The sequence below is a fragment of the Phytohabitans maris genome (assembly GCF_031085175.1).
GTDB lineage: Bacteria > Actinomycetota > Actinomycetes > Mycobacteriales > Micromonosporaceae > Phytohabitans > Phytohabitans maris.
Window position 1 is genome coordinate 71232 of sequence record NZ_JAVHUY010000044.1, and the last position, 14479, is coordinate 85710.

The window sequence follows — 14479 nt, forward strand, 5'->3', positions numbered from 1 at the left end:
ACAGGACGGTCAGGTTCAAGTTCATCGATCGAGGGCCGGGTCTGCGACCAGCGGTACTCCAGATACCTTATGGGGCCGCCATAACGTACTTCCGGTACCGCTGGTGCTCATCCCGGCGGCCGTGGCGGGGCGAGCTGTCCGGTGTGGAGCTATGAGCCGGGCTTGATGGAGGCGGCGGCCAGCGTCGGGGCGTTGAAGTCGTCGCGGGCGGCGCTCTTGCGCAGCGACTCGTACCGGCGGCGGGTCTTGTGGGCCGCCAGGCCGGCCAGCGACCGCAGGCCGTCGCGGGTGCGCGCTCCGGCGCCCTGCTTCACGGCCAGCGCCTGCTCGTAGATCTCCACCTGTAGGCGGGCGGCGCGCTGGAGGCTGAAGCGCTCGACGACGAGTTCGCGGCCGTACGTGCCGAGCTTCGCGCGCTCGCCGGGGTCGGCCAGCAGGCGGCGCAGCACCGTGCCGAGGTCGTCCACCTGGCCTACGCCGTACCAGCCCTGCTCCAGGAAGAGGTCGACGCTCTCCGGCGTCAGCAGCCGCCAGAAGCCCTCCTCGCCCTGTACCACCAGCGGTTTGCCGAACGCGAGCGCGCGCAGCGCCGAGCCGCCCATGCCGAGCATGATGTCGGCGGCGGCGTACGCCGGCCGGGGGTCGAGCAGCTCGCCGGTGAGCACGACGGCGCGCCGCCCGGCGCGGGTGTTGGCGGCCGCCGCGCGGGCCTCGACGGTCTCGCGGGCCACGCCGTCACCGACGACCACGAGCCGTACCGCCACGTGCTGGGCCAGCTCGCCGACCGTGTCGATCGCGGTGAGGATGCCCTCCAGCTTGAGCTGCGGCGAGAGGCGGGTGACCGCGACGATGTCCACGTACCCCGGGTCGAGGCCGAACTCCGCGCGGAAGTCGGCCGTGGGGTGCCCGGGCGCGTTCTGGACGACGTCGACCGGCGGCTCGATCAGGTGCACCGGGCCGGGCCGGCGGGCGGCGGTGTGCCGCTGGAGCGCGGCCGTGCCGACCACCAGGTGCATCGAGGCGGGCAGGAACGGCGCCACCGCCATCGACATCACCGTGGCCACGGCGGCGGCGCGGCCACCGGGGTAGACGGCGGCGTTGGCCTCCAGGGCGGGCGGCCACTCGTAGCCGTGCACGACGTCGAGGCCGCGGGCGCGGATCAGGCGTCGCAGCTTCGCGGTCACGCCCGGCGAAGGGCGGCGCCGGCGGTCGCTGATCGGCAGGTGCTCCATGCCCATCGCGGTGACCCGGTCGACCAGCGGGCCGGGCTCGCCGATGACGGCCACCTCGTGGCCCAGGTCGCGGACGGCCGCGGCCAGCTCGATCGCGTTGAGCTGGCTGCCACCGACGTGCATGCCGTGCGGGTAGACCAGGATCCTCACTGGACGCTCCACAGTAGACCGACGGAAAGGGTCATCGCACGACCGCGGGGGACCACGCGTCGTGGATCAGCAGCTTCGCCGCGCCCGTGCCGTCGGCCGGTACGCTCCACACGTCGCTCGTGGCCGTGTCCGCCCCCTCGCGCGGCAGGCCGTAGAGGACCGTCTTGTCGTCGAGCCAGACGGCCTGGTCGTCGACGCTGCGCTCCTCGGCGAGCAGGCTCTCCTTGCCGCTGCGCAGGTCGTACACGGCCAGCCGCCACTTGCCCGCGGGCAGGTCGCCGTGCTTCTTGAACGCGACCCGCGTGCCGTCCGGGGAGAGCGACGGGCACTCCACGTCTTCGCGGATCGTGGTCACCTTCTTGGCCGACAGGCTCCCCTCGACCAGCCAGGTCTTCCCGCCGGAGGCCGCGGTGGCGTAGAAGCGGTCGTTGTCGGCGAAGGTGACGCCCCAGAGGTTCTTGTCGCGGGGGTTGACGACCTTGCCGTCGACGACGAGGTCGAACTGCTCGATGTCGCCGACCACCGTGCCGTCCGTGCGGGACACCACGGTACGGGTGGAGAACTGGCCGGGCGAGGCGTACGAGTCGCCGAAGACGAACGCCGTCGTGGCCGCCAGCGAGCCGTCCCGGGAGAGCCGGGCGCGGCTGGGGATGCCGGCGAGCGGCAGGTCGTGCGAGGGCGCCCACTCCGCGTCGAGCAGCGCCGCCTTGTACGTGGTGACGAGGCCGCGCTCGGCGCTCAGGCAGATCGCGTCGACGGCGGTGGCGTACACCCGGTCGCAGGAGGCCGGTGTGATCGCGCGCGGGCCGTCGGGGCTGCTCAGCGGCACGACCGCCACCTGCCCGTACCCCTGCCCGAGGGCGGTGCTGCGGAAGACCAGGTGCGGCGCGGACCGCAGCGCGGTGAGGTCGTCGCGCACCGGTACCGGTGGGGCGTCCTCGCGCGCCTCGGCCTGGGAGTGGCGCGCGTACAGCACGTACCCGGAAGCGCCGAGAACGACCACGACGACGATGGCGACGAGCGCGTAGATCCGCGACCTGGAGATCACGCCGAGGCAACCTTTCCGGAGACGCCGCGCAACAGCCAGGCGGCGGCCGGGATGGCGGCGGCGAGCGCGGCCGCGACCAGCAGGAGCGCGGTGCCGCGGCCGACGACCTGCCAGAGTACGCCGAAGCCGAGCGAGGCCGCGAAGCGGGCGAGCGCCACCACCGTCTGCGCGGCCGCGATGCCGCTGCCCCGGGTCTCGGCCGGCACCAGCCGGCTGATCAGCGCGGGCAGCACGCCGTCGGTCGCCGCGTAGAACGTGCCGAGCAGCCCCAGCACCGCGAGGGTCGAGGCGAGGCCGCCGGAGGGGCGGGCGGCGAGCACGTAGCCGGCGACCAGCGCGACGTGGCCGGCGATCAGCACCCGCGCGCGCCCCAGCCGGTCGGCGAGGCGGCCGAACGGCACGGCCAGCGCGAGGTACACCACGTTGGTGCCGATGTAGAGCAGCGGGAAGTAGAGCGCGGCGAAGTCGTCGCGGTCCTGCAGCGACAGGTAGATGAACCCGTCGCCCACGGTCAGCAGGCCCAGCAGGCCGGCCGCGAGGAGTGGCCGCCGCAGCTTCCGCCCGCTGATCTCGCGGGCCACCCGGCGCAGCCCCACGCGGGCCTTGCCCGCCGCGGTGCGCAGGTTGGGGACGAGGAGCAGGAGTACGGCGAGGCCGGCGGTCGCGAAGCCGAACGACACCACGAACACCGAGTCGTAGCTGCCCGGCACCGTCCACAGCAGAGCGAACGCGACCAGCGGGCCGAGCGCCGCCCCGAACGTGTCCAGCGCCCGGTGCACCCCGAACGAGCGGCCCAGCGACTCCGGCCGCGACGAGGCGGCGATGAGCGCGTCGCGGGGCGCGGTGCGCAGCCCCTTGCCGAGCCGGTCGGCCGTGGTGACCGCCGTGATCGCGGCGAAGCCCTGCGCGGGCAGCATCGCGATCCGGCTGAGCGCGGAGACCCCGTACCCGAGGACGGCCACCAGCTTCGGGTGCTCGCGGCGGTCTGCGGCGAACCCGCCGGCGATCCGGACGACCGCGCTCACGCCCTGGTAGATGCCGTCCCAGAAGCCGTACGCCGCGGGACTGAGGCCGACCACCGCGGTCAGGTAGAGCGGCATGATCGACGCGACCATCTCGGACGAGACGTCGGTGAGGAGGCTGACGACGCCGAGCAGGATGACCGTGGAGGAGACCCGCTGGGCAACCGCGCGGCCGGCCAGCGGGGCGTCGCCGGCCGGCTTGTCGCGCAATGTCACGTACACGGGTCAGGCACCTTACCCCAGGGCGGCGGCCAGCTCGCGGACGACGGCGGCCTGCTGGTCGGGGGTGATCTGCGGGTAGATGGGGAGCGAGAGGATCTCGCCGGCGGCCCGCTCGGCGTGCGGGAACGCGCCCTCGCCGAGGCCCAGCCCGGCGAACGCGCCCGTGCGGTGCACCGGCACCGGGTAGTGGATGCCGGCGCTGATCCCGGCCGCGTTGAGCTTGGCCAGCACCTCGTCGCGGCGGGGTACGCGCACGCAGTAGATGTGCCACACGTGCTCGTTGCCGTCGAGCGTGGTCGGGCGTACCAGGTCGAGCCCGTCCAGCAGCGCGTCGTAGCGGGCGGCGGCCGCGCGGCGGGCCTCGTTCCAGCGGGCGAGGCGGGTCAGCTTGGCGCGCAGCACGACCGCCTGGAGGCCGTCGAGCCGGCTGTTGACGCCGATGACGTCGTGCGCGTACTTCTTGAGCCCGCCGTGGTTGGCGATCGTGCGGACCGCCGTGGCCAGGTCGGCGTCGGCGGTGACGACCGCGCCCGCGTCGCCGTACGCGCCGAGGTTCTTACCCGGGTAGAAGCTGGTGGCCGCGATGCCATCGGCCCCGGCCCCGCGCCCGTGCCGGGTCGCGCCCTGGCACTGCGCCGCGTCCTCCACGATGGACACGTCCCGCCCGGCGAGCCCGGCGCGGAGCAGTTCGACCGGGGCCAGCTGGCCGTACAGGTGCACCGGCACGATCGCGCGGGTGGCCGGCGTGACGGCGGCGAGCGCGGCGTCCACGTCGATCAGGTAGGTCTGCGGGTCGCAGTCGACGAGCACCACCTGGCCGCCGGCGCGGGCCACCGCCTCGGCGGTCGCGATGAACGTGTTGGCCGGCAGGATCACCTCGCTGCCCGGTCCGACGCCCACCGCGCGGAGGGCGAGCTCCAGTGCGTCGGTGCCGTTGGCCGCGCCGACGCAGTGCGGCAGGCCGCTGAACGCCGCGTACTCCTGCTCGAACGCCGCGACCTCGGCCCCGCCGATGAACGCGGTGCCCGCGATGATCCGCTTGAAGCCGGCCTCGACCTCCTCGGCCACCTCGGCGTGTGCGGCCGCGAGATCGACCAGAGGGATCATGACGTGGCTCCTGTCAGCGAGTCGGCGGTCGAACGTAGCTTGCGGGCCGGGTTGCCGACCCAGACCTCGCCGGGCGGCACGTCGGTGAGGACGACCGAGCCCATCCCGACGAGCGAGCGGGCGCCGATCCTGACACCCTCGCGGACGAGGGCACCGGCGCCGAGGTACGAGCCGCGCTCCAGCGCCGCGCTGCCGCCGAGCCGGGCGCCGGACGCGATCGTGGCGAAGTCGCCGACCACGTCGTCGTGGGTCAGCACGGCCTGCGGCATGACCGCGACGTGCGCGCCGACCGTGACGTCGGCGGTGAGCACCACGCCGGCCAGCAGCACCGTGCCCGGCCCGACCAGGCTGCCCGCACCGATCTGGGCGGTGGGGTGGACGAGCGTCGCGTACCGGTCGGCCGCCAGCCCGAGCCGGCCCACCACCCGCTCGCGGGTGCCGTAGTGGCGCGGGTTGCCGATGCAGACCAGCACCGCGGCGCCGGGCAGCTCGGCGAGGTGGTCGACGCCGCCGAGGATCGGTACGCCGGAGCGCTCGGTGCCGTGCAGGGCCGGGTCGTCGTCGAGGAAGCCGCGCAGCCGCCAGGCCGGGCGTACCTCGTTGACCGCCCGGACGGCCGCCGCGGTCTCCCGGGCGAACCCACCGGCTCCGACGATGACCAGGTCTCTCACGAGCTGGCCAGCTTGCGCAGCACGCCGACGACGTGGTCCTGGTCGCCTTCGGTGAGCGCGTGGTGCAGGGGCAGGATCAGCGAGTCGCGGGTGAGGCGCTCGGTCACCGGCAGCGGCGCCGGGGTGACCTCCGCGTACGCCGGCTCGAGGTGGGCGGCCATGATGCCGCGCCGCGCCGAGACGCCGGCCGCGGCCAGCTCGGCCAGGACCGCGTCGCGCCCGACCGGGAACGACTCCAGCAGCACCCAGAACGACTGGTAGTTGGTCTCGCCGTAGGCCGGGTCGCGGACCGGTACGAGGCCGTCGATGTCGGCGAGCAGCTCCTGGTATCGCGCCGCCAGCTCGCGCCGCTGCGCGACGAGCCCGGCCAGCCGGCCCAGCTGCACCAGGCCGACCGCGGCCTGGATGTCGGTCATGCGGTAGTTGTAGGCGGTCTCCAGGTAGGCCTCGAGCACCGGCTGGGCGCTGGCGTGGCGGTCGGCGGCGGAGACGTTCATGCCGTGCTCGCGCAGCCGGCGCAGCCGGGCCGCCCAGTCGCGGTCGTCGACCGTGAGCATGCCGCCCTCGCCGGTGGTGATCACCTTGCGCGGGTGGAACGACCACGCGGCCACCGTCGCGCCGGCGCCGACCGGCTTGCCGTACGCCGTCGAGCCGGCCGCGCAGGCCGCGTCTTCGACCAGCGCCACACCCCACGACTCGGCCGCGCTCCGCAGCACCACCACGTCGAACGGCACGCCGCCCTGGTGCACCGCGATGATCGCCCGGGTGCGCGGCGTGCGTACGGCCTCGACGGTCTCCACCGTCAGGTTGCCGGTGGCGAGGTCGACATCGGCGAAGACCGGGGTGGCGCCGACGTACCGCACGGCGTTGGCGGTCGCGATGAACGACAGCGACGGGACGATCACCTCGTCGCCGGGGCCGACCTCCAGCAGCACGAGCGCGAGGTGCAGCGCGGTCGTGCAGGAGCTGACCGCTACGCCGTGCCCGGCGCCGGCGAGCGTGGCGAACTGGCGCTCGAACTCGGCCACCCGCGGCCCCTGGGCGACCCAGCCGGAGCGGACCGCCTCGGCCGCCGCCTGCGCCTCCTCCTCGCCCAGCATCGGGATCATGACCGGGATCCTGCGCTCGCTCATGCCCGTCCTCGCTTGCCGCTCGGCGCGACGGCCGGCCCGCCGGCGCGCTCGCTCATGCCGTGAGTCCCTTGCTCGCGCGCCACCAGTCGACCAGGCCCTGGAGGCCGTCGCGCAGGCTGATCTCCGCCGTGAAGCCGATCTCGCGGAGCGCCGTCGAGGTGTCGGCGAGGCGCCGGGTCACGCCGTTGACCGCGCGGGCCGGGCCGTGCTCCGGCGCGAGGTCGGACTTCATCACCTCGCTGAGCGCGGCGGCCAGCTCCTTGAGGCTGGTCTCGGTGCCGCTGGCCACGTTGTAGACGGTGTCGGTCACGTCGGCGCGGGCGGCCAGCACGTTGGCACGGGCGATGTCGGCCACGTGCACGAAGTCCATCGTCTGCAGGCCGTCGCCGAGGATCAGCGGGGGAGTACCCGACTCGATCCGCTCCATCCAGCGGATCAGCACCTCGGTGTAGAGGCCGTAGATGTCCATCCGCGGGCCGTACACGTTGAAGTAGCGCAGGGCCACGTAGTCCAGCCCGTACATGCTGTGGAAGCTGCGCAGCATGCCCTCGTTGAACGCCTTGGCGGCGCCGTAGAACGTGTCGTTGTTGTACGGGTGGTGGCGCTCGGTCGTCGGAAACTCCTCGGCCAGCCCGTACACCGACGCGGAGGACGAGGCGACCACCTTGCGTACCTGCTCCGCCGCGGCCGCCTCCAGCACGTTGAACGTGCCGTCGACCAGCACCTCGTTGGCCAGCCGGGGCTCCTCGGCGCACTGGGTGATCCGGATCGCGGCGAGGTGGAAGACCAGGTCGTTGCCCTTGGTCAGCTCGCGGACCAGCGCGGCGTCGCGGATGTCGCCCTCGACGATCCGCACCGGGCCGTGCTCCAGCGCCCAGGCCAGGTTGTCCTTGCGGCCGCGCACGAAGTTGTCCAGCACGACGACGTCCGCCGCACCGCCGCGCACGAGCTCGTCCACCACGTGCGAGCCGATCGTGCCGGCGCCGCCGGTGACCAGCGCCCGCGCGCCCTCGATCTCGACCCCCGCGCTCACGCCGCGGCCTCCTTCGCTCGCTCAATCGCCGTCGTCGGCGGCAGGCGCCGCCCGCTCCGCTCGCTCACTTCTCTCCCTCGTCGAGCCGGACCATCGTGCCGCCGTTGGTGAGGCTGCGGGACGCGGCCTCGAGGATGCCGAGCACGCGCAGGCCGGCGCGCCCGTCGGTCAGGGCCGGGGTGCCGGAGCGGATCGCCCGCGCGTACTCCTCGACCATCGTGCGGAGCGCCTCGCGCTCGGCGAGCGCCGGGGCGACCATGTCGCCGGAGCGGTACGAGATGAGCATGTCGCGCCGCAGCTCGTCACCGATCTCGTCGGGGGCGGCCACGTCGACGCCACGGTCGAAGACCGAGAGGCGCTGCGACGGGTTGAGGTCGTCCCAGACCAGCGTCCGCTTCGACCCGCCGACGATCGTGGTACGGATCTTCACCGGGGACAGCCAGTTGACGTGGATGTGGGCGAGCGCGCCGGTGCTGAGCTGGAGCGTGAGGTACGCCACGCAGGCCCGCCCGGCGCCGATGCCGTCCGCCCCGTGCGCGGCCACGGCCACCGGGCGCACGCCGGGCGGCAGCACGAAGTCGAGGATGGACAGGTCGTGCGGCGCCAGGTCCCACAGCACGTCGATGTCGCGCTGCACCAGGCCCAGGTTGATCCGTACCGAGTCGAAGAAGTGCACCTCGCCCAGCTCGCCCGCGTGCAGGAGCTCGCGGATGCGCAGCACCGCCGGCGTGTAGCAGTAGGTGTGGTCGCACATCAGCGTCAGGCCGCGCCGGTCGGCCTCCTCCACGAGCTGGCGCCCCTCCGCGTGGCTGGCCGCGAGCGGCTTTTCCACCAGTACGTGCTTGCCGGCGCGCAGGGCGGCCAGCGAGACCGGCAGGTGGGTGCCGGCCGGTGTGGCGATCGCCACCGCCCGCACCTGGTCGTCGGCGAGCACCTCGTCGAGGTCGGCGGTGGTCTGGACGGTGGAGTACCCACCGAGCACCCGCTTCGCGCGCTCGACGTCGAGGTCGCAGAGCCAGCGCAGCCGGAACGCGCTGGAGGACTGGAAGTTGCGTACGAGGTTGGGGCCCCAGTAGCCCGCTCCGATGACCGCGACGCCGATGGGCTCTACCGGCGCGGCGGCCGGGACATGGGGTGAGGTCACAGATATCCCGATTCAGTCCGTATCGAGGTGGAATGTGCCGCCGGCAACCCGCGCGACGGCAAGGCGGACTCAGATCCGCTCGGGCAGGCTATCGCCCGGCGGAAGATCCGGACCAGCGGACTGACAGAAATCCGGCAGAGCCACGCGGATCACCTGTCCCTTCGGCCGCGCGGCCCCACCCGACGGCCGGTCCGGCCCGCACCCTCGGCCGGTAGCCAACCACGTTCGGCCTGCTCATGCCCCACTCTCGGGCCGGACGTGGCGCCGCGTCGGTTAGCCGACACCAAGCGGCAAGGCGGCAACAATAGGCTGTCGCGGTTGCCTACTGTTCTTTGCCTCTGGTCCACGTGTCTTGCCTCCGGCCGCGTGTCGCGGGCCCGGATGCGCGGACCAGAGGCCAGCCAGATGCGTGGCCGCGCCGCGGCTACCGGCCTAGACGTAAGGATCCGCACGATGGCCCAACCCGGCGCGCAGGTCGCGCCGAGCGCCGACGTGGACGAGCGCGCCACGATCGGCGACGGCAGCAAGGTCTGGCACCTGGCCCAGGTGCGCGAAGATGCCCAGGTCGGACGCGATTGCGTGATTGGCCGCGGGGCGTACGTCGGACCTGGAGTCCGCCTCGGCGACAACGTCAAGCTGCAAAACTATGCCCTCGTGTACGAGCCGGCGCAGCTTGCCGACGGGGTCTTCGTCGGACCGGCGGCGGTGCTCACCAACGACGAGTACCCGCGGGCCGTCACCCCGGAGGGCCGGCTCAAGGGCGGCGACGACTGGACGGCGGTCGGCGTCGTCGTCGGGGAGGGCGCCGCCATCGGCGCCCGCGCCGTCTGCGTGGCACCGGTCAAGATCGGCCGGTGGGCACTCGTCGCCGCGGGTGCCGTGGTGACCAAGGACGTTCCGGACTTCGCGCTCGTCGTCGGCGTTCCCGCACGGCGGGTCGGCTGGGTCGGGCGTGCGGGTGAGCCACTTGTCGCCAAGGGTGAAGGGCGCTTCGTCTGTCCCCGGACCGGCACCGAGTACCACGAATCGGCCGGACTGCTCACGGAGGTTTAGGTAATGGCGATCCTCGGTTCCAGACGCGGCCGGCTGGTGCTCGGCGCGGTGGCGCTCCTGATGATCGGTGGAGGCGCGGTCGCCGTCGTCACCCAGTCGGACTCCGTGTGGGACCGGTCCCGGGCCGAGCCGGCCGGCCAGCCGCTCGCCGGCGCGAGCACGGCGGGCGAGTCGACCAGCCCGGCCGCCACCCCTTCCGCCTCGCCCTCCCCGTCACCGTCGGCCTCGCCCAGCCCGTCGCCCTCGGCGAGCAAGAGCGCGAAGGCCGCGACCGCGGCGGACGGGCCCTCGGCGTGCCCGCCGTTCCCGGCGTTCCCGGACGAAAACTGCACCGGCTGGCAGCACACCGGCGTCAAGCTGAAGAACTGCAACGGTGACATCCGCAAGAACAACGCGGTCCTGGACAGCTGCTACTTCCCGCAGGATCTCAAGATCGTGGCGAAGAACGTCACCGTCAAGCGCTCGCACGTCAAGGGCTCGGTCTACGCGTCGTACATGACCGACTGGGACTTCCAGGGCCTCACGCTGATCGACGTCGAGATCGAGGACAAGGGCAACACCAACCCCGACCGCGCGGCGATCGGCGGCCCCAACTTCACCTGCATCCGGTGCCACGTGCACGACACCGGTACCGGCATCAGCATGGGTGGCAACGTCACGATCAAGGACTCGTTCGCGCACGACTTCACGTACACGGACGGTGCGCACCAGGCCGCCGCGGGCGCCAACGGCGGGGCCAACCTGACGCTCATCCACAACAACCTGGAGTGCGCCCGGACCAACGTGTCGGCCGACAAGCAGGGCTGCTCGTCCGCGCTGTCCCTCTACGACGAGCCCACGATCAAGAACGTGCTGGTGGAGAAGAACCTCTTCAACACCGCGGGCGGCTACTGCACGTACGGCGGCGGGCCGAACAGCAGCGACATCCGATACATCGACAACCGCTTCGGCACGAAGTTCCACAAGAGCTGTGGCAGCTACGGTCCGGTGGCGGCCTGGCACAAGAACCCGGGCAACGTGTGGAAGGGAAACGCCTGGCAGGGTAGCAACAAGGCGCTCAATCCCTGATACCCCGCGATGCCCTCGCGCGGACGCGGTAGCGTCTGGGGATGCTTGACCGTGTCTGGGGGATCGCGCGATCCCTGGTGATCTACCACGGCCAGCCGGCCAAGCACCGGCGGATGCGACGGCTGTACGCGCAGTTCCTCGGGCCGGGCGACGTCGGCTTCGACATCGGCGCCCATGTGGGCAGCCGGGTGCGCGCCTGGCGCAAGCTTGGCGCGCGGGTCGTGGCCGTCGAGCCGCAGCCCGACTGCCTGCGCGTGCTCCGCCTCTTCTTCGGCCGCGACGAGGGCGTCACGATCTTCGCGGGCGCGGTCGGCGCCGAGCCCGGCACCGCGCGGCTGGCGCTCTCCAGCGCGACCCCGACCGTCTCGTCGATGTCCACCGACTGGATGGAGTCGGTCTCGGCCGACAGCGGCTTCCGCCGGGTGCGCTGGGACCGCGCGGTCGAGGTCCAGGTCTCCACGCTCGACGCGCTGATCGCCACCCATGGCGAGCCGGCGTTCTGCAAGATCGACGTGGAGGGCTTCGAGGCCGACGTGCTGGCCGGGCTCAGCCGCCCGGTCCGCGCGCTCTCGTTCGAATACCTCCCTTCCGCCTACGCCGCCTCGATCGCCGTGCTCGACATGGTGGAAAAGCTGGGTGCCACGGCGGGCGGCTACCGCTACAACTACTCGCCCGTGGAGACCTCGCGGCTGGTCAGCGAGCGCTGGATGGACGCGGCCGAGCTGCGCCAGATGATGGACCGCATCCGCCCACTCGGCCGCTCCGGTGACGTCTACGCCCGCCTGTCGCCATCCTGAGGAGCCAGAGCCAGACATTTTGCCCCGGTCCGCGCCACCCGCGGATCGCATGCGCCGGGTCCCCGGGGAAACGTGGCGCGAAGCTCTGGAGCTGCCCGCGCAGACGGGGCACCGTGCGGGCTTGCGGCGCGCTGTCGCCGGACCCGAGGTGTCCGTGCGCGAAGCTCTGGAGCTGCCCGCCCGGGACCGCGCCGGGCGCGCGGCGGCCGAGGGGGAACCGTGACCGGGCGCGGAGGGTGAGGCCGCGCGAACGCACCCCAAGAAAACGCTCCGCTGCGCTCCACGTTTCCCCGGGCACCCCGCGCAACGGTCTGGACCACGACGGGCGTCGCGGTAGCTCGGATTTGTTGGCTCTTCGCCCGGGCTGGCCGGGCATTCCGCGACCTGGTCGGGCACGGCGCGCCGGACGCACAGACGGGGCAGCTTGAGAGCCGCCCGCACCAACACATGCCCTCCCGCCCTCGGGCCGGCCGGCCACGGCGGCGGGGGTCGGTCAGCGGACGTAGTCGCAGGGGACGCGGACCTGCCACGGGGGTGTCGCGTCGCGCGGGGTGATCGGCACGGTGGCCTGGTCGCCGGTGGCGCAGGCGGTGCGTGCGCGCTCCAGCTCGTCGCTCCACAAGGGACCGTCCGCGCGGGTGTTGTCGACGCGGAGGTTGACCGCGGCCACGAGCGCGAGCAGCGCGGCGAGCGCGTAGAGCGGGATCCGTGAGCCGGCCGGCCGCAGCAGCGCCACCAGCGCGGTCACCACGAGCATGGCGGGCGCCACGGCGTAGCGCGGGGTGGCCGTGCCGGCGAGCAGGACCGGCAGCATGTAGAGCGCGGCCGCGTGCAGGCCGGCCACCACCGCGAGCGTCCAGGCGGGACGGGTGCGGCGGGTGTAGGCGGCCAGGAGAGCCGCGGCCACGACCAGCCAGGCGACCGCGGCCAGGGCGACCCAGCGGGCGTCGACGCCGTCGCCGAGCCAGCGTTCGCCGATGAGCGGCGCGGGCACCGCGCGGAGCAGGAAGCCGCTGACCGCGAGCACCGGGTCGGGGGAGAGGTCGCGCTCGCTCGACCCGCTCAGCAGGCCGGCGAACTGGATCAGCAGCCCCGCGCCGAGCCCGCCGGCGAGCGCGGCGCCGTGCGCGACGCGGCGGCTGGCACCGTCGGGGCGGTGCACCATGCGCCACAGGGCCAGCGGCACGAAGACGACGGCCACGATGTCGCTGGCCGCCACGAGGAACGTCACCGCCACGGCCACCGCGCGCCCGGCCGGCCGGGACGGCGTCCAGATCAGTATCCAGAAGAGGGCGTAGAGGCCGTACCAGTGGAAGTTGGCGATGGAGTTGAGCACGTCGCCCTGGGCCACCGGGACGACCACGACGACAGCCGAGACCAGCACGCGGGAGAGCGTGCCGGTGAGGTGGCTGCCGCTCGCCGCGAAGACCAGGACGGCCAGCAGCGACACCGCGAGCGCCGCCTCCAGCGCCAGCACCGTCGAGGCGGCGCCGGCCGGGAAGAGGGTGGCGACCGCGGCCATCAGGCGGGGTACGGCGTGGAAGTAGCCGGCGTACGAGGTGAGGAGCGCGTCGAACGGCCCCTGGCGTACCGCCTCGGCGAGGAAGATGCCCCCGTCCTCGGCCCAGATCGTGTCGAGCGCACCGGCGCCCGGCTGCCGCAGGAGGCCGAGTGCGGTGCCGGCGGCGACGGCGGCCGCGCCGAGCGCGATGCCCCGCCAGCGGGCCGGGCGGGCGGTCTCCACCCGCGCCGGCGCCGCGAACAGGGTCTCGGCGATCGTCACAACCGGCCGTCGTGTACGGCTTGGGTCACCCAGGGGACGACCTCGTCGAGCATGGTGTCCAGACTGGTCGTGGCTTCGAAGCCGAGGACCTGCTTGGCCTTGGTCACGTCCGGGACCCGCTTTTGCACGTCGTACTCGAACGGATCATCCGACACGTACCGGAACGGCACCTCCGGGCCCTTGATCTTGCCCCAGATCACCTGCGCCAGCTCCAGCACCGTGGTCGACTCCGCGGTGGACAGGTTGAAATCCTCGTTCACCGCCGCCGGGTGCTCCATCGCGGTCACGATCCCAGCCGCCAGGTCACCACCGTAGGTGTAATGCCGCACCTGGTTTCCCTCACCCAGGATGTGCAACGGGTCCTGACCCTTCACGATCTTCTGCACCAGGTCCGGCACCACATGCGACATGGCCAGCTTCACATTCCCGGACAACACCTCGGCCTCACCCAACGCCCGGCCCTCACCCACCCCGACACAGTTGAACGGCCGCACGATCGTGTACGGCAACCGGTACTGCTCCCACGCCGCCCGCGCGTAATACTCCACCGCCAACTTCTGAAACCCGTACGACGACAACGGCGGCGGGACCCGACGCTCATCACCCTCCCTGGACGGCCAACGCTCGGTCGACTCGAACACCATCGACGACGACATATAGGTCACCTTCCGCAGCCGGCCGTCGCGGTGCGCCGCGATCGCCGCGTCACACGACGCCGCCATGATCCGCTCGTTCGTCGCGAGCAGGTCGTAGGCGTAGGCGTGGAAATAGGAGATCCCACCGATCATCGCCGCCCCCGCGATGAAATGATCACAATCCGCGGCCAGCTCGGTGACCAGAGCGGTGTCCCGGGCATCACCCTCCACAAACCGATACCCAGGATGATCATCGTAGCTGTGCGTGACCGGCCCGTACTTCGAGTAGTTGTCCAACCCGACCACCTCGTGGCCACGCCCGAGCAGCTCCTCGACCACATAACCGCCGATGAACCCGGCCGAACCGGTAACCAAGACCTT

The 14479-nt window shown here is 72.7% G+C and carries 13 protein-coding genes; 3 read left to right on the forward strand and 10 right to left on the reverse strand.

Annotated elements, in window-relative coordinates:
* Nucleotides 1-149 precede the first annotated feature (149 nt).
* The 8 genes from RB614_RS34435 to RB614_RS34470 form a co-directional block, all read right to left on the reverse strand.
* Nucleotides 150-1382: a glycosyltransferase family 4 protein gene (locus RB614_RS34435; RefSeq protein WP_308716889.1), complete on the reverse strand. Its 1233-nt coding sequence runs from the start codon at nucleotides 1380-1382 to the stop codon at nucleotides 150-152.
* A 31-nt stretch (nucleotides 1383-1413) separates the two neighbouring features.
* Nucleotides 1414-2430, reverse strand: coding sequence for a TolB family protein (locus RB614_RS34440; RefSeq protein WP_308716890.1), 1017 nt, complete (start codon nucleotides 2428-2430; stop codon nucleotides 1414-1416).
* Nucleotides 2427-3674, reverse strand: a complete 1248-nt coding sequence (locus tag RB614_RS34445) for an MFS transporter (protein ID WP_308716891.1) — start codon at nucleotides 3672-3674, stop codon at nucleotides 2427-2429. Before RB614_RS34445 ends, RB614_RS34440 begins: the two co-directional genes overlap by 4 nt.
* Nucleotides 3675-3686: 12 nt before the next feature.
* Complete coding sequence (locus RB614_RS34450) at nucleotides 3687-4781, reverse strand: DegT/DnrJ/EryC1/StrS family aminotransferase (RefSeq protein ID WP_308716892.1); 1095 nt, start codon at nucleotides 4779-4781, stop codon at nucleotides 3687-3689.
* Nucleotides 4778-5452: an acetyltransferase gene (locus RB614_RS34455; RefSeq protein WP_308716893.1), complete on the reverse strand. Its 675-nt coding sequence runs from the start codon at nucleotides 5450-5452 to the stop codon at nucleotides 4778-4780. Before RB614_RS34455 ends, RB614_RS34450 begins: the two co-directional genes overlap by 4 nt.
* On the reverse strand, nucleotides 5449-6585 hold the full coding sequence (locus RB614_RS34460; RefSeq protein WP_308716894.1) for a DegT/DnrJ/EryC1/StrS family aminotransferase: 1137 nt from the start codon (nucleotides 6583-6585) through the stop codon (nucleotides 5449-5451). The genes RB614_RS34455 and RB614_RS34460 overlap by 4 nt, the downstream gene beginning before the upstream one ends.
* A 52-nt stretch (nucleotides 6586-6637) precedes the next feature.
* The gene (locus RB614_RS34465) at nucleotides 6638-7618 is read right to left on the reverse strand and encodes an NAD-dependent epimerase/dehydratase family protein (RefSeq protein WP_308716895.1); all 981 of its coding nucleotides are present in this window, start codon (nucleotides 7616-7618) and stop codon (nucleotides 6638-6640) included.
* 64 nt (nucleotides 7619-7682) lie between these two features.
* A complete protein-coding gene (locus RB614_RS34470) occupies nucleotides 7683-8762 on the reverse strand; it encodes a Gfo/Idh/MocA family protein (protein ID WP_308716896.1) in 1080 nt (359 codons plus the stop codon).
* Between the two features lie 453 nt (nucleotides 8763-9215).
* Between RB614_RS34470 and RB614_RS34475 the strand changes: the two genes are divergently transcribed.
* From RB614_RS34475 to RB614_RS34485, 3 genes are read left to right on the forward strand one after another with little or no spacing between them, the layout of a single operon-like run.
* Nucleotides 9216-9815, forward strand: a complete 600-nt coding sequence (locus RB614_RS34475; protein WP_308716897.1) for an acyltransferase — start codon at nucleotides 9216-9218, stop codon at nucleotides 9813-9815.
* A gap of 3 nt (nucleotides 9816-9818) precedes the next feature.
* On the forward strand, nucleotides 9819-10883 hold the full coding sequence (locus RB614_RS34480) for a hypothetical protein (RefSeq protein WP_308716898.1): 1065 nt from the start codon (nucleotides 9819-9821) through the stop codon (nucleotides 10881-10883).
* Nucleotides 10884-10924: 41 nt separating this feature from the next.
* The gene (locus RB614_RS34485; RefSeq protein WP_308716899.1) at nucleotides 10925-11680 is read left to right on the forward strand and encodes an FkbM family methyltransferase; all 756 of its coding nucleotides are present in this window, start codon (nucleotides 10925-10927) and stop codon (nucleotides 11678-11680) included.
* Nucleotides 11681-12173: 493 nt separating this feature from the next.
* Here RB614_RS34485 and RB614_RS34490 read toward each other — a convergent pair whose 3' ends face one another.
* Together RB614_RS34490 and RB614_RS34495 are read right to left on the reverse strand one after the other, a co-directional pair.
* Nucleotides 12174-13463 carry a hypothetical protein gene (locus RB614_RS34490; RefSeq protein ID WP_308716900.1) on the reverse strand — a complete coding sequence of 430 codons (1290 nt, stop codon included), beginning with the start codon at nucleotides 13461-13463 and terminating at the stop codon, nucleotides 12174-12176.
* Nucleotides 13460-14479: NAD-dependent epimerase/dehydratase family protein (locus RB614_RS34495; protein WP_308716901.1), on the reverse strand; the 1020-nt coding region annotated here is incomplete at its 5' end. The genes RB614_RS34495 and RB614_RS34490, both read right to left, overlap by 4 nt.